Origin of the sequence: Pseudomonas sp. TWR1-1-4 (assembly GCF_049897165.1) — a bacterium.
GTDB classification, from domain to species: Bacteria; Pseudomonadota; Gammaproteobacteria; order Pseudomonadales; family Pseudomonadaceae; genus Aquipseudomonas; species Aquipseudomonas canadensis.
The window spans coordinates 1-16292 of record NZ_JAFCVS010000002.1 but is presented as its reverse complement, the minus strand read 5'-3'; the positions used below and the strand labels follow the sequence as shown (position 1 = coordinate 16292).

At 51.2% G+C, this 16292-nt stretch carries 16 protein-coding genes and 1 pseudogene; 7 read left to right on the top strand and 10 right to left on the bottom strand.

Features of this window, described 5'->3' with window-relative positions:
• Positions 1-137 precede the first annotated feature (137 nt).
• Positions 138-1337 (top strand): MFS transporter, encoded by a 1200-nt coding sequence (locus ACP7C6_RS04715; protein WP_068932794.1) that lies wholly within the window; start codon positions 138-140, stop codon positions 1335-1337.
• On the opposite strand, the pseudogene ACP7C6_RS04710 reads toward ACP7C6_RS04715, so the two are convergent.
• Positions 1293-1787 (bottom strand): annotated as a pseudogene (locus ACP7C6_RS04710) (tRNA-(ms[2]io[6]A)-hydroxylase); the annotation flags it as partial. The gene ACP7C6_RS04715 and the pseudogene ACP7C6_RS04710 overlap by 45 nt on opposite strands.
• 200 nt (positions 1788-1987) lie before the next feature.
• Between ACP7C6_RS04710 and ACP7C6_RS04705 the strand changes: the two are divergent.
• Together ACP7C6_RS04705 and ACP7C6_RS04700 are read left to right on the top strand one after the other, a co-directional pair.
• Positions 1988-3595 carry a recombinase family protein gene (locus ACP7C6_RS04705; RefSeq protein WP_426108331.1) on the top strand — a complete coding sequence of 536 codons (1608 nt, stop codon included), beginning with the start codon at positions 1988-1990 and terminating at the stop codon, positions 3593-3595.
• A 216-nt stretch (positions 3596-3811) separates the two neighbouring features.
• The gene (locus ACP7C6_RS04700; RefSeq protein WP_149414669.1) at positions 3812-4423 is read left to right on the top strand and encodes a hypothetical protein; all 612 of its coding nucleotides are present in this window, start codon (positions 3812-3814) and stop codon (positions 4421-4423) included.
• Between the two features lie 87 nt (positions 4424-4510).
• Here the strand turns inward: ACP7C6_RS04700 and ACP7C6_RS04695 are convergent, their stop codons facing one another.
• Together ACP7C6_RS04695 and ACP7C6_RS04690 are read right to left on the bottom strand one after the other, a co-directional pair.
• On the bottom strand, positions 4511-5341 hold the full coding sequence (locus tag ACP7C6_RS04695) for a TonB family protein (RefSeq protein ID WP_426108330.1): 831 nt from the start codon (positions 5339-5341) through the stop codon (positions 4511-4513).
• Positions 5342-5640: 299 nt separating this feature from the next.
• Positions 5641-5865 (bottom strand): hypothetical protein, encoded by a 225-nt coding sequence (locus ACP7C6_RS04690; protein ID WP_409832509.1) that lies wholly within the window; start codon positions 5863-5865, stop codon positions 5641-5643.
• A gap of 107 nt (positions 5866-5972) precedes the next feature.
• On the opposite strand from ACP7C6_RS04690, the gene ACP7C6_RS04685 reads away from it, so the two are divergent.
• On the top strand, positions 5973-6203 hold the full coding sequence (locus ACP7C6_RS04685) for a helix-turn-helix domain-containing protein (protein ID WP_426108329.1): 231 nt from the start codon (positions 5973-5975) through the stop codon (positions 6201-6203).
• Positions 6204-6309: 106 nt separating this feature from the next.
• On the opposite strand, the gene ACP7C6_RS04680 is transcribed toward ACP7C6_RS04685, so the two are convergent.
• A complete protein-coding gene (locus ACP7C6_RS04680) occupies positions 6310-7215 on the bottom strand; it encodes a hypothetical protein (protein ID WP_426108328.1) in 906 nt (301 codons plus the stop codon).
• Positions 7216-7468: 253 nt separating this feature from the next.
• Between ACP7C6_RS04680 and ACP7C6_RS04675 the strand changes: the two genes are divergently transcribed.
• Positions 7469-8038, top strand: a complete 570-nt coding sequence (locus tag ACP7C6_RS04675) for a recombinase family protein (protein WP_426108327.1) — start codon at positions 7469-7471, stop codon at positions 8036-8038.
• A gap of 80 nt (positions 8039-8118) precedes the next feature.
• On the opposite strand, the gene ACP7C6_RS04670 is transcribed toward ACP7C6_RS04675, so the two are convergent.
• The 5 genes from ACP7C6_RS04670 to miaE all read right to left on the bottom strand — a co-directional run bounded on the left by ACP7C6_RS04670 (position 8119) and on the right by miaE (position 11388).
• Positions 8119-8730 (bottom strand): hypothetical protein, encoded by a 612-nt coding sequence (locus ACP7C6_RS04670; RefSeq protein WP_426108326.1) that lies wholly within the window; start codon positions 8728-8730, stop codon positions 8119-8121.
• Positions 8714-9136, bottom strand: coding sequence for a hypothetical protein (locus ACP7C6_RS04665; RefSeq protein WP_426108325.1), 423 nt, complete (start codon positions 9134-9136; stop codon positions 8714-8716). The genes ACP7C6_RS04670 and ACP7C6_RS04665 overlap by 17 nt, the downstream gene beginning before the upstream one ends.
• Positions 9133-10395 (bottom strand): hypothetical protein, encoded by a 1263-nt coding sequence (locus tag ACP7C6_RS04660; protein WP_426108324.1) that lies wholly within the window; start codon positions 10393-10395, stop codon positions 9133-9135. The genes ACP7C6_RS04665 and ACP7C6_RS04660 overlap by 4 nt, the downstream gene beginning before the upstream one ends.
• 236 nt (positions 10396-10631) lie before the next feature.
• Positions 10632-11237: a tRNA-(ms[2]io[6]A)-hydroxylase gene (locus ACP7C6_RS04655; protein WP_426108323.1), complete on the bottom strand. Its 606-nt coding sequence runs from the start codon at positions 11235-11237 to the stop codon at positions 10632-10634.
• Positions 11227-11388, bottom strand: a complete 162-nt coding sequence (gene miaE / locus ACP7C6_RS04650) for a tRNA isopentenyl-2-thiomethyl-A-37 hydroxylase MiaE (RefSeq protein ID WP_414887131.1) — start codon at positions 11386-11388, stop codon at positions 11227-11229. The genes ACP7C6_RS04655 and miaE overlap by 11 nt, the downstream gene beginning before the upstream one ends.
• 151 nt (positions 11389-11539) lie before the next feature.
• On the opposite strand from miaE, the gene ACP7C6_RS04645 reads away from it, so the two are divergent.
• A complete protein-coding gene (locus ACP7C6_RS04645) occupies positions 11540-12403 on the top strand; it encodes a universal stress protein (RefSeq protein WP_049713014.1) in 864 nt (287 codons plus the stop codon).
• A 129-nt stretch (positions 12404-12532) separates the two neighbouring features.
• On the opposite strand, the gene ACP7C6_RS04640 is transcribed toward ACP7C6_RS04645, so the two are convergent.
• Entirely contained in the window at positions 12533-13003 is a 471-nt protein-coding gene (locus ACP7C6_RS04640; protein ID WP_426108322.1) for a DUF1289 domain-containing protein, read from the bottom strand.
• Between the two features lie 397 nt (positions 13004-13400).
• On the opposite strand from ACP7C6_RS04640, the gene acnB reads away from it, so the two are divergent.
• Positions 13401-16010 carry a bifunctional aconitate hydratase 2/2-methylisocitrate dehydratase gene (acnB, locus tag ACP7C6_RS04635; RefSeq protein WP_028616386.1) on the top strand — a complete coding sequence of 870 codons (2610 nt, stop codon included), beginning with the start codon at positions 13401-13403 and terminating at the stop codon, positions 16008-16010.
• The last annotated feature ends 282 nt before the right edge of the window (positions 16011-16292 follow it).

The window sequence follows — 16292 nt, the reverse complement described above, 5'->3', positions numbered from 1 at the left end:
CAGATTGAAGAGCGGGCATTATAGGTGGCAAGCTGGGCAACTGAAGAAGCGGGCCAGCATTGGCCGACGAAGCTTCATGCTTTTAAGAGTTTTTAACAAATAACCTGCAATCTTTAACGCCATCCACAGGGAGTTGTATGCGCAAGGATTACTTGGCGTTCTTTGTTTCGTTGTTCTTGTCGCGACTGGCGGACCAGATTCTGCTGTTTATCGTGCCCTTGATCGTGTTCCAGACGACCCAGAGCGTGGCCTGGGCCGGACTGGCCTTTTTCGTCGAGTCGCTGCCGCGTTATCTCGCGTTCCCGGTGTGTGGCGCATTGTGCGACAAGTTCGCACCGGTGCGCATCCTGCATATCAGCCAGGTTTGCCGGGCGCTGGCTTGCGGGGTGGCCGTGATGTTGTACGGGGTATTCGACGGTATCCTCTGGATCGTCCTGCTCTCGGCGCTCTGCGGTGTGCTGACCACCCAGGGCATCATGGCGCGAGAAGTGCTGATGCCTCATGTCTTCCCCCACTACAGCTATGCCAAGACACTTTCCTATTCGCAGATTGCCGACCAGAGCGGGCTGGTGCTCGGGCCATTGGTAGCGGCGCTGATGCTGGAAGTATGGGCCTGGCACTGGGTCGTACTCGGGGTGGCCGGGCTGTTCTTATTGGCTGACCTGGCGATGCGGGCGTGGCAACGCTCCAGCACCACACGCCTGGAAACCTTCGAGCAGCATCGGGATATCTGGCTGCGGCCACTGAAGATTGCCTTCGGGCATATCCGCCGACTGCCGGAATTGAAGCGAGTCATCACGCTGGCCGTGGGTGTGAACCTGATCATCGGCGTCACGCTGGCCACGTCTGCGGCGATGGTGACCGGCCAATTTGCGCAGGATAAGGACACCTATGCCCTGCTGCAGGCAGCCGGCGCCTTGGTGACCATCGGGATTCTGTTTTATTTGGCGCGGGCCGGGCTGCCGCTGAAGGTGCTGGGCGGGTTGTCGTATTCAATGATTGCAGTCGGAGCGGTGATCATGGCAGTCAGCCCTGACGTGTGGCTCTACGCCGTGGGCTTCCTGCTGGTCACCGGTTTCGACAAGATGTTCAACGTCTACCTGCGCAGCACCCGTCAGCGGGTGATTCCCGTGCAGGACTTCGGCAAGACCGTGGGCGTGATCACCCTGCTCAACAACCTGCCGCAACCCTTGGCGGGACTGGCGATTGCAGTGTTGGCGGCGCCTCTGGGCACGCAGGCGGTGATCCTGCTGCTCGCCGGAATCACCGCGCTGATCGGCGTGGCCGTGGCCTCAGGCTGGCACGCCACTGTGAAAGCGGAACTCGATGTCGGGTGATTCGATCAGTTCCTGCTCGGCCGCCCTCACCCGCTCGATCACCTGGGCGACGTCCTTGGCGTCGCCGTATTGGTACGCCAGCTTCAGGTAACCCTGGAAGTGCCGCGCTTCGCTTTTCAGCAAACCGAAGTAAAACTTGCCGAGTTCTTCGTCCAAATGTGGCACCAATGCTTCGAAACGCTCACAACTGCGCGCTTCGATAAACGCGCCCACTACCAAGGTATCCACCAGTTTGACCGGCTCATGGGTGCGCACCACTTTGCGCAAACCCGAGGCGTAGCGACCGGCATTCAATTGGCGCAACTCGACTTTGCGCTTTTTCATCAGGCGCATGACCTGTTCATGGTGCACCAGTTCTTCGCGGGCCAGGCGCGACATCATGTTGATCAGGTCCACATGACTGTAGTACTTGGCGATCAGGCTCAGGGCGGTGCTGGCCGCTTTGAATTCGCTAATATCTGCATTACCGCTACGAACCTGTGCATGCCACCCGACACAAAAGCAGCCCCTTATATTTTCAGCCAATGTTTATCCTGTGATATTCGCATGTTATAAATTATTCATCTGAACGAAAAGCCCCGCCAGTGCAGCATACCTAGCACCAGAACATCGGCGGCACCCAAACTTAATTAACATAACGAAGGTCAATAATGCCCTACGCGGTAGGTTATGCTCGTTTTTCGAGTACAAAACAAGGAAAAGGCACTAGTTTAGCTAGACAACAAGAACTAATAGCCGAATGGATTGAAAACAATCCAAGCTACAAGTTATACCCAAAAAAGTTTGAAGACCTAGGGCGATCAGCATCCAAAGGTGACCATCTAAAACATGGTTTCGGACAACTACTGGAAGCCATAAACCAAGGCGAAATAAAAGAAGGTGATGTAATACTCGTGGAAGCAATCGACCGCATTGGTAGATTGCAAGAAATGGAAATGATCTCCTTAATCAATCAGATCGTTAGCGCAAAGGTACAAATAATAACATTACAAGACAACTGTACATATGGCCCAATCATAAAATCCGAGCAGATATGGTCTTTAGTCGGAAAGGTACAGCAGGCATATATGTACAGCGCCTCACTGTCAGAACGAATCAAGAAAAGTTACAGGGCACGTGAAAAGCTTGCCGCAAATGGCATCATCCCAAAACGTAGGACACCAATCTGGCTTGATTCAAATGGAATAATAAAAGATGAAATCGCCCTGGCGATGAAAGGAGCCTTTGAGGATGCACTAGCCGGAATCGGGGAAAGAAGAATCCTGAAACGGTTAATTAGCATGCATATAACTTTTGCAAAAATCAACCCAAGCACAATTAGACGTTGGCTTACCAACAGAATAGCAATCGGGTACTGGAAGGAATGGAAAATCTACCCTCCCATTGTTTCAGAAGAACTATTCTACCAAGTGCAGCAGCGATTTTCAGACGAGTACAAGCCTGCAACAGCACCACGCACACACTTCCTATCCGGGCTTATCAAATGTGGTGAATGCGGCGCAAACATGCAGGTAAAAATCAACAAACACAGCCCATTCACTATGCGCTGTACAACTCGTTGTGCTTACGGCGACTTAAGGTGCCAGAACAACAAATCTTTTCCAGTGCCTATTTTGCTACACATCTGCAACGACACTGCAACACTGGCTGTTGAAACGGCCATGAAAAACCTGGAGCTTTCTACAAGCAGGAAAAAACTTATCGTCATTGAAGGGCAGTTACGCAATATCAGTGAAAAGATACAAACCCTTGTGACATCCCTGATGAAGTACGGGCAGGTCCCAGAGATAGATGTGCAAATTGCCGCACTGACAAAGGAGAGAAAAAACCTGGAACGCGATAAGCTTTTCATTATAGATGACAGCACAGAAAAAAACTCCACATACAACATGGCATGGGATTATCAATACGAACTGATTGCAGACCACCCGATGAGACTAAATGCTTTACTTCAATCCGCCGCATTCAATATAAAGTGCTACACCAATGGTGGCATTGAGGCAAGCACCAAGGGCAACGAGTTTAGCAAGTGCACATACGAAGGATATGACAGAAAAAAACAAGCATATCGCATTTCAACTACCGCCCAAATTCACCACATAACAAACCGAGAAGGAACATTAACAAAAGAGCGCCTGGAACTTTTCAAAAACATGCTTGCTATACAACATTCAAAAGGCAATAACACGTTAACACCAGTTGAAACCTCCCCCGAAGAAAAAGAGATGTATGTTTTTTATACATCCATCGGCAACTGACCGGACAGAGCACCACCTGATCAGAAAATTGATGACTTACAAACACAAATTTCGCCTAAACCCAGCAGCGGGCTTGGCCCAGCGGGATATCGAAACACAGGATATTTAATTCTCTATTGTCAAACCAACAACCATCAAAGGAATCAGCTACGCCATACGCCTAAGCTAGAAAACATGACCACTTCACCGAAGCAACGGTACATCCAAGACAATTACATGGGAGTACCAATCAAATGCAATGCTGGATACCCATCATTTGAAAACATAATTCAAGCGCTTTACGTACTGGTATATGGTGCGACAGAAACGCTACGACACCCCAGAGGCTATCACGTCAGAACACGATTCACAGACAAAATGTCCCCAGCCGAATACAGCGCCAATATCAACAACTATTACAGAAAAAAATCCAAGTATTTACCATTAAGGGTTACCGTCATTGAAAATGATGAAACTGGTGTACACCATCATCACGCTGTGATTCTCAATGACAAAAAAGATAAAAGATCAAGTCTTCAACATATACATGCCAAACTCAAACGCGAAGGAAAACTAGCAGACTATTCGATCATTGGCCCGGATCATGACCCATACGGCCACCACTTAAAAAGTCTGGAAGACTTAGACAGCTTTTTCAAGTGGATGACATATCTAGCCAAGATCAAATCGAAACCAAATAGGCACCAACTTTGGAGTGGAAGTAGGAAGGTCACGTCATTACTGAAACAATGGCGTAAGAATGGCAAACCAAACTTACGCCTTGCCAAACAACAAACGCTTACAGAAAAGCCCCTGAAAGGCGATCTAGGAGCTTTTGTCGGTCTCTAGCTGGGCAGCTAGCGACCAGGAGCTAAAGCAGCCCAAAGAGGCTCACGGACCGCCAGAAGCCGCATCAAGGCCAAGTCGCACAATTAATCAAAGTATCAAATCAGCTGGCTTTAATTTCATAGTGAATAACCTATAACGATTAACGTCAGATGGTTTCATTTCTTGCATCTCTGCCAAGCGCCCAATATTTTTCAATGCAGCTACGGCAGACTTGTCAAACAATGTGTCACCACTGCTCTTAGTCACAATAACCGAATCAACCACGCCGTCCATTTTCAGCGCAATTTGCAATTCAACCTCTAACCCGCTCTGTAACGATGGTGGCCTAGACCAGCCTTCAGAGGCTCTTGCCTTGATCATATCCTCAAAAGCTGCGCCAATATCCATTTCATTAATTAATTCAGGAGCAAACTTTGTTGCCGCGACCACAGGCGGAAAAACCAAGCAGTTTCTCAAGTATATTCCCAGACCAAATTCGACACGCCGACATTGGAAAAACAACTCTTGTCCTGCATCAAAATTCGCGGCAAACTCAATGAAAGGTTGAATTCCTAAAATTTCTGATTTGCTTCCAGACGTTTTCCATGGCCAAGCCTGATAACCAGCCAAATGCACAGTAGCAGCGGTACTCTTCCCTTGATCAATAACCAAGAAGGCCCCTTGGTCATCCATCATGACCTTACTGACCCTCCCACGGTATATACCAGGTTTACTGAATATAATCTGGGCTCTTGCTTGGTTAGATTGAAATTCCTTTGCAATTTGCTTCGTATCCATCGCCTGATCAAAATGCCACCCAGTGGTGTCCAACATTTCATGCATACGCGTATTGAATTGCCCCCATGCAGTAGGGTTAGTTGTGGCGGCATATGTTACAGACGCCATAGTTGACAAAAGCATGAACAACGAAAATCTCATAAACGTACCTTTTTAGTGCTAGGAGTTGTTTCGTGCTTTCAACAAGCACATATCAATCATCATAATAAAATTAGCAAACATCCAAACAAGCAGTAAGTGCTCCCATGGGCTACGTATGAAGATTGCGACAACTAGCGCGCCACCGAGAATACCCGCGACCCAACGTTCCATGTACAAGTAGCCAGCCCCTGGAAGCAATGTATTCAACGCGATTGCCGCCAACAGGCTTTTCGATCTTACTTTGACCACAGTAGATTCATGACTGGCTGATATTTTTCGCATCACGGCCCCTTACTGAATCAGTTGCTGGCGCTTCGCTGAACACGTAGGCGCCGCAGTGTCGATGGGATACCGCAAATGAACAGGATGACCGAAAGGATAAGCGTCACAGCCGCAACGACCACCCCCACGCCAAGGGCCTGCCGGATGCTGGAGACGTATCCAAACTCCAGCGAACAGATACCGATCAGGCTTGCCAAGGGCATGCTGATTGCTGCGATGAAAATAGATGCGTATAGCTTCATACCGACCTCAGTTACTGTGAATTTGAACTCAATATTCACAGTATACTGTGAGGACGTACGAACAGCCATCACCGACAGTGACCCGTCTTTGAGATGGGGCTGCAAACGTGGATATCGGCTTAGCTTTCGGAAAGGTACTGCGGCAAAAACGCAAGGAAACCGGACTGACCCAGGAACAGCTTGCACATGATGCTGATGTACAGCGTAACTACGTTAGCCTGATAGAACGGGGGATTCATCTTCCCACGATTGCCGTGGTTTTCAAGCTAGCGCAAGCACTGCAGTGCGCACCATCCGAGCTGATATCAGATTTGGAAAAAGAGCTGAATCCGCATTAGTCATGACCGGCCCCGCTCTATTCGAACCTAAAGCAAAATATCAGGCGAGCCTGCCGTGGACACGCCTAAAAGCATTTAGTGAAACGGTGAATTTTCATCCCGACTTTCAGCGCAATGAATTAAATAACGCGTGTGCGGACAAAGGAAGACGATCAATTTGCCCCGATTCAAGAATCCTTACCGTCATATGCGATTCACTGCCTTCAACCAAGCCGTAGAAAATGTAGTAATGACTGCGTTCAAAGACTTTCCACCCCCGCTTCTCGAATATACGAGGATCGCAGTGGCCGCTTAGCTGATGTACATTCGATTGAAAATTGAAGAAGACGCGATGGGTGCCGTGACGAATTGATGTAGGCTGACCAAAAAAGAGAAAGCTCTTTCCAATGTATTGATTTGGATTTTTTTCAACCTTTTCAGTCCAAACGATCAAATCACGGAGCCGTGTAGCATCTTGATTATCAAATTGAACTGATATATCGAGTGATTTTTGAGCGAGAAGCACAAGCCTTCGTACAGTATGGAACTCACCCGCATTTAGTAACACACCATTTGCATCAAAAACGATTTCGGTCCCACGCCCATTTCCAGCGGAGCCCCCCTGAACCAAGCGCTTTTGCCCAGAGGGTTGTTCAGACGGTTCGTCTTCGGTTAGCTCGTCGTCCAAGCTCTTCCAGCCAGCAAACGTTACAAGGTTCACTGCCTTCTTTTCTTTACCAACGCCATCCGCACTACTACTGCCACCAGGTTTGCGATGTATACACGCCACCTCGTCGAACCCCTTAATGTGGGCATAGAATGCATCTACGTTGTCTATCCGTTTGGCTTTCTTACGTGGTTTACGGTTGCACATAACGCCACAATCTGGGCAATAGATTGCACCATGATGCTCGTCATCCAAGTAATTTTCCGGTGGCATGCGGACCGCATTCACCAACAAATTCGGATCAACCCTGGATGGTTGATCCTCTAGTGGATAATGCACAACTGATGGGATCGATACCTGGGCCATACATTCCTTTGCTGATTCAGTAGTGTCAGTTAATCGTATACCCGATTTTGCAGTCAGTGGTAGCAAAATGCTATCCGCATTCAATAACTAATTTCTGAAATATTCATATCGACATGACCGCACGGTTCATAAACGACCATTTTTGAACCTCTCAAAAATTCACTAATTTCAGGGATCAAAAAATAGGCATTTACATTTTGACACCAGCGCCTATTATAGACCCACCTATTTGACACCACCAAAGGAATCAAGAATGTCCAGAACGTTTTTATATGCGCGAGTCAGTACGGCAGAACAAACCACAGATAATCAAATTCAGGAAATAAAGTCACACGGCTTTGACGTCTTGGAAAATAGAGTTGTAGCAGAAACCGTATCAGGCAGCGTCCCTGCGAGTGAACGCAAGGGATTTCAAAAATTGTTAGAACGTATGGAGCCTACAGATATCCTGCTTGTGACCAAGCTCGACAGATTGGGGCGTAATGCAATGGATGTCCGAAGCACAGTCGAACTTCTGGCTGCTCGAGATATAAAAGTTCATTGTTTGGCACTAGGTGGAGCAGATCTAACAAGCCCGGCAGGAAAAATGACAATGGGTGTAATTACTGCTGTCGCAGAATTTGAAAGAGATTTGTTGATTGAGCGCACCAATGCTGGGATTGATAGAGCAAGGAGTGAAGGGATCCGGTTAGGTAGACCAAAGGCGACGTCGGCGCGCGAAGTCCAAATGCTTAAATCTGCTGACTTGAGCCAATCAACTGTAGCTTCCACACTGGGTGTAAGCCTAAGTACAATCAAACGATTGTGGAATAAGAGTACATAGCTTATGCATGATGCGTTGAAGGGGCCATTAAGTTTCTAACGAAACAAAAAACCGCCCCCGAATCAAAATCATGAATATGTTCAATCAGTTGGCTGATGAAACATGCTTACCGGAAAATGACGCACCTTAAATTCCAACCCCGTCGCTGCATGTATATGCTGCGTCTTACCAGTCAATGTGTTCCGACAAATAGGATACAACGTCACTGGACGCTCATAATCTTTGACAATTCTCTGCAACCAGACGTCTAGGACTTTCAGCTTATTTCTTTTCCTAGTGTACACAATTAATCCGCCTCTATTTGTGGTCGACCCACCTGGCGAATATCGGTCACACAATTGACGAAAACCCTTCATTACGTAGCCAGGACCGTCGTCAAGTTTAGCCTCGCCATACCACTCAAAGATGCCCTTTCGCACTACGATATCGCAATGGCCGTTTCGATATGCATCATGAGAAACATCAAAACCATCCTTGCTTAAAGCAAACACGATCATCAAGGTGATCGGGTCCTCACCCAGTTTGACATACAGACTTTTCAGCTTTTCAAGATGATCAATTGCCGAAAGCACTGCCCCCTCCAACTTTTCACAGAAAAAATCGTAATCTGAGAATATTCCCGCAGCAATTAATGCTTGCTTGATTGGATTGTCATCAGGCCACGATTGAGCATCTTCAATAGTTGGATTCATGGACAACCACCGTGCGATCCGCCGAGAAAATCACGTAAACCTTGGATTTGAAATCCCGATCTGGATAACCCCGCAGTTCTAAATTCAAAGCCCCATCCTGCATAGCCACTTGTAGCTCTTCCGTGGATAAGTCGTATATTACATCTTCATCAATATATCGATAAACCTCTCGCAGAAGCCTAACTTGGGAACCCTTCAAAACATTTATTGCATACTGAACATCTGAAATCTCATAAGCTACGCCAGAGTTAGCCCCAGCACTAACCAGGAGGTCACCATATGTATAAAATACTCGACTATCATGCAAAACTGCTGACGCGATATTTTTGCAGCAGTGCACATCTCTATCATCACCAAAAAGGTAACATTGTTCAATATAGTGATGCAACTGCAACAAGGTCATCATGTTCGGTAGCTGTTAATTTTAGAGACAATGAAATTAGCATCGGCAAATGTTCTCACACCTTTGACTACAATGTAGTCTGTGCGAGGATTCAGGTTCACATAGTCGCGATAAGTTCCGGGAATGTGAATTTCTGGCTTACTGCCTTTAACTCCGCCAACTACTTCGTCACCGTGCCACTGTATTGCGACCTCAAAAATAGACATTTTGTGATCGATCGCACTCGCACCACTCTTATGAAATAACTCGTCTCGAAGATCGACCCCGGCCTTCATCGTCTCCCGCTTGACCGAATCTGTGTCCGTGACAAAACCTAGCCTTTTAATTGCACCAGATTTGTCCGCGTACACTTTCGTAGTCAATGGAAACATATTAATTGGCGCATCTAACAATAAGCCGCTGACCATTCCTGACAGCAACCGACTTGAATATATTTTCAAATCCGTATTTGATTTGTCCATCTGTTTTGATGTTTGAACCACTGTCGCATCACGCATTATATCCGCGCGCATTTCCAACAGACCAGCCTCACGATTAAAATATAGTGTATCGAAGGTTTGCCTGGCTACAGATTTAACTGCGACGATCTTATCCGCATCGGGAAACTGCTCTTTCAAAGCGGAATTGAAATTCTCGCTTCCAATATCCTGACTTATCGTGAACACCCTTTTTCGAGATAATACGATCCCACACCCATATTCATCCTGAAACACCCTAACAGGCTTCAACTCGCCGTTATCTTGCTTCAGCTGTTCTTCATTGATACGTAACGGGTAAGCAACTGCTATTTCGGAATCAGGAACGCGTACAGAGGATATTGCAAGCTCTACTAACTTAACGAAGCTAGCAGGAACAACGTGATACGATACCGCCTTCAGATCACAGGCTTGCTGCATGACCAGTGCGTCAATCAGCTTTTCTTTTAATTCTGGCTTTTGCTGAATGCCCGACTTAACGACGGCCTTTAACTCGGACCAACTACGCGCTGATATCAAACTCAGACTACGAAGTATCTGCTGGACGGAATGTAATCCCAGATAGTTTTCTAAATTATCCACCAGCTTTTCAGTTGTGATGTCCTGCAAAGGCGACTTCGTAATCGCAAGAGCCTTACCAACATCTATCCGGTCTGTCAGTGAGGCTAGCGAGGTGGGTGTATCACGCAGATAGCGGAGGGCCTGCGTCAATTCAGAATCCAAATTTTGGGGTACTGGTAGGCTGGCCCCAGGCACGATTACTAGGTTCTTACCGTCTGTCGTCATTTCCAATGCTTCGTCAAAGTGGACGTAAACCACCCAGCTGGTGTCAGTGTGTAACAGAAATAAGCTGGGCGAGTAAGCAAGGAAGCTAACGTACGATTTGTGCAACGCGGATATCAGGGCCTTACAAAAGGCATATTGATACGTAATCCCTACGCTGAAAGCATTCCTTGGTTCAGGACAGAATAGTTGCAAAATGCCACACTGTCACCCCTCATTACTTGTCAACAGAACCTACGCTATTCCGACGTCGGAATACCACTATGAAACCGGAACTCGCTATCCGGGCTATCAATCAGAGCAGCCTCAACCACCCTAACTTTTTCGATCACTCGATCCACATCACCCACGTCCCCGTACTGATACGCTAGCTTCAGATAGCCCTGAAAGTGCCGTGCCTCGCTCTTCAACAGCCCGTAATAGAACCGACCCAACTCTTCGTCCAAATGCGGCACAAGCGCTTCAAAACGCTCACAGCTACGCGCCTCGATGATCGCACCCACCACTAGCGTATCGACCAGCTTCACCGGCTCATGGCTTCTTACCACCGAACGTAGTCCAGATGCATAACGACTAGCCGACAACGGTCGCCATTCGACCTTACGCTTCTTCATCAATCGCAAAACCTGCTCATGATGCACAAGCTCTTCACGGGCGAGCCGGGACATCATGATGACCAAATCAGAATACGCACCGTACTTGGCAATCATGCTAAGCGCAGTGCTAGCGGCTTTGAATTCACAGTTTTTGTGATCAATCAGCATCACGTCTTGCTGGCGCAGAGCCGCCTCAACCCAGGCATCAGGGGTCCGGCATCCTAGGAATTCATGGACTTCAGGCAGCATCGAGATTTCTCACATTTCGTAGTTGTATTGCCGCCTTTTTCTCGCAGTTCTTGTGGTCGATCAGCAGGGTGTCCTGATCGGCCAGCGCGGCCTGGACCCAGGCGTCAGGGGTGCGGCAACCGAGGAATTCGTGGATTTCTGGCAGGTTCATCGGGCTCACGGGCAAAAGGATCACAAAAGGCCGGCGATTATACCGACCCCGCCGCAGACCACCAGCCACCGGCCTTGATGTGCATCAACATGACGTCTGGCGGGCAGCAACTATAGTTGTTCCAGCCCCCGCCTCTTTTGGAGATCCGACCATGCAAGCCATCCGCAGCATCCTGGTGGTCATCGAACCCGAGCATTCGGAAAGCTTGGCCCTCAAGCGCGCCAAGCTGATCGCCGGGGTCACTGGCGCTCACTTGCATTTGCTGGTCTGCGACAAAAAACACGAGCACTCGGCGCTTCTGGCGCTGCTGAAGTCGGGTTTGCAGGAAGACGGCTACAGCGTCAGCACCGAGCAGGCCTGGAATGACAGCCTGCATGAAACCATTATTGGTGTGCAGCAAGCCGAGGGTTGTGGCTTGGTAATCAAGCAGCATTTCCCTGACAGCCCGTTGAAAAAAGCCCTGCTGACGCCTGCGGATTGGAAGTTGCTGCGCTACTGCCCGTCGGCGGTCCTGCTGGTCAAGACCGCAACCCCCTGGGCCGGTAAAGTCGTGCTGGCGGCGATCGATGTAGGCAACACAGACAGCGAACACCAGGCGTTGCACAACACAATTGTCGACCACGGCTTTGATATCGCCAGCCTGGCAAAGGCCGAGTTGCACGTGATCAGCGCCCACCCGTCGCCGATGTTGTCGGCGGCAGACCCGACGTTTCAGCTCAAGGAAACCATCGAGGCGCGTTATCGCGAGCAGTGCAAAGCGTTTCAGGCGGAATTTGATATCGACGACGCCCGCTTGCATATCGAAGAAGGGCCTGCCGATGTATTGATTCCGCATGCTGCGCACAAATGGCAGGCAGCCGTGACGATCATCGGCACCGTGGCGCGCACCGGGATTACCGGGGCGCTGATCGGCAATACGGCGGAGGTGATACTGGATGCAGTGGAAAGTGATGTTTTGGTGCTCAAGCCCGACACGCTGATGGATCAGTTGGAAGAACTGGCCAGCAAGGCCTGACGGGGTCTTCTGGCAACAAAAATCAACTGTGGGAGCTGGCTTGCCTGCGATAGCAACCTTTCAGTCGACCAGACTTTGGCTGATCCACCGCTATCGCAGGCAAGCCAGCTCCCACCTTGACCTGTCCAGTCAGTGCCCCAGTGCATCCTTCAAAAAACCCGGCGCGATATAGCGCTGGTAGTGCGCCTCCGACAGGATAAAAAACTCCCGATCAATGGCGTCACGCAGGTCCGGCAAGGGCCAATCGCGAAATTCCGGCAAAAGCACCATGCCGTACGCCTCCAGGTTTGAAATCACCCGTGCACCACGGGCGATCAACTGGTACGCCCAGCAATATTCGGATTGATGCGGCACGAAGCGAATCTTGCGCTGTTCCAACTGCCCACGCAGGGTCTTGGGGTCGAATACCTCGAGCTTGCCGGCCATTACCTGCACCAACAGCTGCTCCAACCGCAGCCAGACCGCGCGCTTTTCTTCTTCGTTATAGCCGTTCCACTGGATCACTTCATGGTGAAAGCGCTTGCAGCCACGGCACACGAGATCGCCGTAGACCGTGGAACACAGGCCGACGCAGGGGGTCTTGATGGTTTGGTTGGACATGGGCAACGGCACGCAAATCAGCGAAACAATGCGCCATGTTAGCCCTTTGTCTAACCTTCATCACCCTGCAAACTTGGCGAGGCAACTTACCTTTAGAAATTTTTTGCCGTAGAATCATCCGGCCTTGTAAGGCGCCAATAATCCGCTGGAAGCTGTTTTCAAAGCGTCACGAGCACAGTCGTTCCTTCAGAACGGTGTTGGCGATGGTCAATGACTCGGTAGGTCAATGCCCTCGCCAACCCTCATCAGCTCCGTTCTGCAGGCGTAAAACTTTGAAAGCAGCTTCTGTGAGGAATGCCGGCAGCGCTGGCTTTGCGGCCCAAAAAGCCCCCGAGCGCATGCGTGCCGTTCATTTCTGGATGAGCGTCCCGTGGGACCACTGATGAGGGTAATAACTGTGCTTGAAGCCTACCGCAAACATATCGAAGAGCGTGCAGCCCTGGGTATTGTTCCCCAGCCGCTTAACGCCGAACAAACCGCAGGCCTGGTCGAGCTGCTGAAAAATCCTCCGGCTGGCGAAGAAGAATTCCTCGTTGACCTGATCACCAACCGCATTCCACCAGGCGTTGACGAAGCTGCCTACGTCAAGGCCGGTTTCCTTTCTGCCCTGGCCAAGGGCGAAGCCACTTCCCCCCTGATCAGCAAGCAACGCGCCGTTGAACTGCTTGGCACCATGCAAGGCGGCTACAACATCGTGACCCTGGTCGAGCTGCTGGACGACGCCACACTGGCACCGGTCGCCGCCGCCCAACTCAAGCACACCCTGCTGATGTTCGACGCGTTCCACGACGTGGCTGAAAAAGCCCGTAACGGCAACGAGCACGCCAAAGCCGTGATCCAGTCCTGGGCTGACGGCGAGTGGTTCAGCAACCGCCCTACCCTGGCCGACAAGATCAGCCTGCGCGTCTTCAAGGTGACCGGCGAAACCAACACCGACGACCTGTCCCCTGCTCCAGATGCCTGGTCCCGCCCTGACATCCCGCTGCACGCCCTGGCCATGCTGAAAATGGCCCGTGAAGGCATCGTGCCGGACGAGCAAGGCAAGACCGGCCCGATGAAGCAGATCGAAGAAATGCGCGGCCAAGGCTTCCCGATCGCCTACGTCGGCGACGTGGTCGGTACTGGCTCCTCGCGTAAATCCGCGACCAACTCTGTGCTGTGGTTCTTCGGCGACGACGTTCCGTACGTGCCGAACAAGCGCGCCGGTGGCTTCTGCTTCGGCAGCAAGATTGCTCCGATCTTCTACAACACCATGGAAGATGCGGGCGCACTGCCAATCGAGTTTGACGTTACCAACATGAACATGGGCGACGTGATCGACCTGTACCCGCATGCTGGCAAGGTCTGCAAACACGGCACCGACGAAGTCATCACCACCTTCGAAATGAAGACCCCGGTACTGTTGGACGAAGTCCGCGCCGGCGGCCGTATCCCGCTGATCATCGGCCGTGGCCTGACCGACAAGGCGCGTGCCGAACTGGGCCTGGGCCCAACCGACCTGTTCAAGCTGCCAGAAGCGCCTGTCGACACCGGCAAAGGCTTCACCCTGGCACAGAAAATGGTCGGCAAGGCCTGCGGTCTGCCAGAAGGCAAAGGCGTTCGTCCTGGCACCTACTGCGAACCGAAGATGACCACCGTCGGTTCCCAGGACACCACCGGTCCGATGACCCGTGATGAACTGAAAGACTTGGCGTGCCTGGGCTTCTCGACCGATCTGGTCATGCAGTCGTTCTGCCACACCGCGGCCTATCCAAAGCCGATCGACGTGACCACCCACCACACCCTGCCTGACTTCATCATGACTCGCGGCGGTGTTTCGCTGCGTCCAGGCGACGGCATCATCCACAGCTGGCTGAACCGCATGCTGCTGCCGGACACCGTCGGCACCGGTGGTGACTCCCACACCCGTTTCCCGATGGGCATCTCGTTCCCGGCCGGTTCCGGTCTGGTCGCGTTCGCCGCAGCCACTGGCGTTATGCCACTGGACATGCCGGAATCGATCCTGGTGCGCTTCAAAGGCAAAATGAAACCTGGCATCACCCTGCGTGACCTGGTTCATGCCATTCCTTACTACGCGATCCAATCGGGTCTGCTGACTGTAGAGAAGAAAGGCAAGAAGAACGCCTTCTCCGGCCGCATCCTGGAAATCGAAGGCCTGAACGACCTGACGTTGGAACAGGCTTTCGAGCTGTCCGACGCCTCGGCTGAACGTTCGGCTGCCGGTTGCACCATCAAGCTGTCGAAAGAGTCGATCACTGAGTACCTGAACTCCAACATCACCCTGCTGCGCTGGATGATCGGTGAAGGTTACGGCGACCCACGCACCCTGGAACGTCGCGCCCAAGCGATGGAAGCCTGGGTCAAGAATCCTGAGCTGATGGAAGCCGATGCCGACGCGGAATACGCTGAAATCATCGAGATCGACCTGGCCGAGATCAACGAGCCGATCCTCTGCGCACCGAACGATCCGGACGATGCCCGTCTGCTGTCGAGCGTTGCCGGCGAGAAGATCGACGAAGTGTTCATCGGTTCGTGCATGACCAACATCGGTCACTTCCGCGCGGCCGGTAAGCTGCTGGAGCAGGTCAAGGGCCAGCTGCCAACTCGTCTGTGGCTGTCGCCGCCGACCAAGATGGACGCTCACCAACTGACCGAAGAAGGCTACTACGGCATCTACGGCAAGGCTGGCGCGCGCATGGAAATGCCGGGCTGCTCGCTGTGCATGGGTAACCAGGCACGAGTAGAGCCGAACTCGACCGTTGTGTCGACGTCGACCCGTAACTTCCCGAACCGCCTGGGTGACGGCGCAAACGTCTACCTGGCTTCGGCCGAGCTGGCGGCAGTGGCTTCTACCCTGGGTCGCCTGCCGACCGTCGAAGAGTACATGGGCTACGCGGCGAAACTGGACACCATGGCCAGTGACGTTTATCGCTACCTGAACTTCGACCAGATTGCTGAGTTCCGCAAGATCGCAGCTAGCGCCAACATTCCGGTGATTCAAGCCTAAGGTGTTGATGTGAAGAGGCGCCGCGTATCGTGAGGTACGCGGCGTTTTTTTATGCCTGGGATATGGGTGAGACCGGGTGCATATCCGTTATTTGGGTAACGGCTGGTATTGGTTCCGCCCTTACGGCGGGTCACTTTGGAAAAGAGCCGGAATGCCGGCCCAGCCCAAAGTAACCAAAGGGCTCTTGCCCCAACACTCGGTACCTCGCCTAGGCTCGGTATGCCCGTAATCCGACAGTGATTTGGGGGGCCGCCGCCACGCGCCATCCATGGCGCGGGGCGG

Bases quoted from the DNA above. Each gene is read 5' to 3' on its own strand.
- ACP7C6_RS04715 (WP_068932794.1), top strand. From the start codon at position 138: ATGCGCAAGGATTACTTGGCGTTCTTTGTTTCGTTGTTCTTGTCGCGA.
- ACP7C6_RS04705 (WP_426108331.1), top strand. From the start codon at position 1,988: ATGCCCTACGCGGTAGGTTATGCTCGTTTTTCGAGTACAAAACAAGGA.
- ACP7C6_RS04700 (WP_149414669.1), top strand. From the start codon at position 3,812: ATGGGAGTACCAATCAAATGCAATGCTGGATACCCATCATTTGAAAAC.
- ACP7C6_RS04695 (WP_426108330.1), bottom strand. From the start codon at position 5,341: ATGAGATTTTCGTTGTTCATGCTTTTGTCAACTATGGCGTCTGTAACA.
- ACP7C6_RS04690 (WP_409832509.1), bottom strand. From the start codon at position 5,865: ATGAAGCTATACGCATCTATTTTCATCGCAGCAATCAGCATGCCCTTG.
- ACP7C6_RS04680 (WP_426108328.1), bottom strand. From the start codon at position 7,215: ATGGCCCAGGTATCGATCCCATCAGTTGTGCATTATCCACTAGAGGAT.
- ACP7C6_RS04675 (WP_426108327.1), top strand. From the start codon at position 7,469: ATGTCCAGAACGTTTTTATATGCGCGAGTCAGTACGGCAGAACAAACC.
- ACP7C6_RS04670 (WP_426108326.1), bottom strand. From the start codon at position 8,730: ATGAATCCAACTATTGAAGATGCTCAATCGTGGCCTGATGACAATCCA.
- ACP7C6_RS04665 (WP_426108325.1), bottom strand. From the start codon at position 9,136: ATGATGACCTTGTTGCAGTTGCATCACTATATTGAACAATGTTACCTT.
- ACP7C6_RS04660 (WP_426108324.1), bottom strand. From the start codon at position 10,395: ATGACGACAGACGGTAAGAACCTAGTAATCGTGCCTGGGGCCAGCCTA.
- ACP7C6_RS04655 (WP_426108323.1), bottom strand. From the start codon at position 11,237: ATGCTGCCTGAAGTCCATGAATTCCTAGGATGCCGGACCCCTGATGCC.
- miaE (WP_414887131.1), bottom strand. From the start codon at position 11,388: ATGAACCTGCCAGAAATCCACGAATTCCTCGGTTGCCGCACCCCTGAC.
- ACP7C6_RS04645 (WP_049713014.1), top strand. From the start codon at position 11,540: ATGCAAGCCATCCGCAGCATCCTGGTGGTCATCGAACCCGAGCATTCG.
- ACP7C6_RS04640 (WP_426108322.1), bottom strand. From the start codon at position 13,003: ATGTCCAACCAAACCATCAAGACCCCCTGCGTCGGCCTGTGTTCCACG.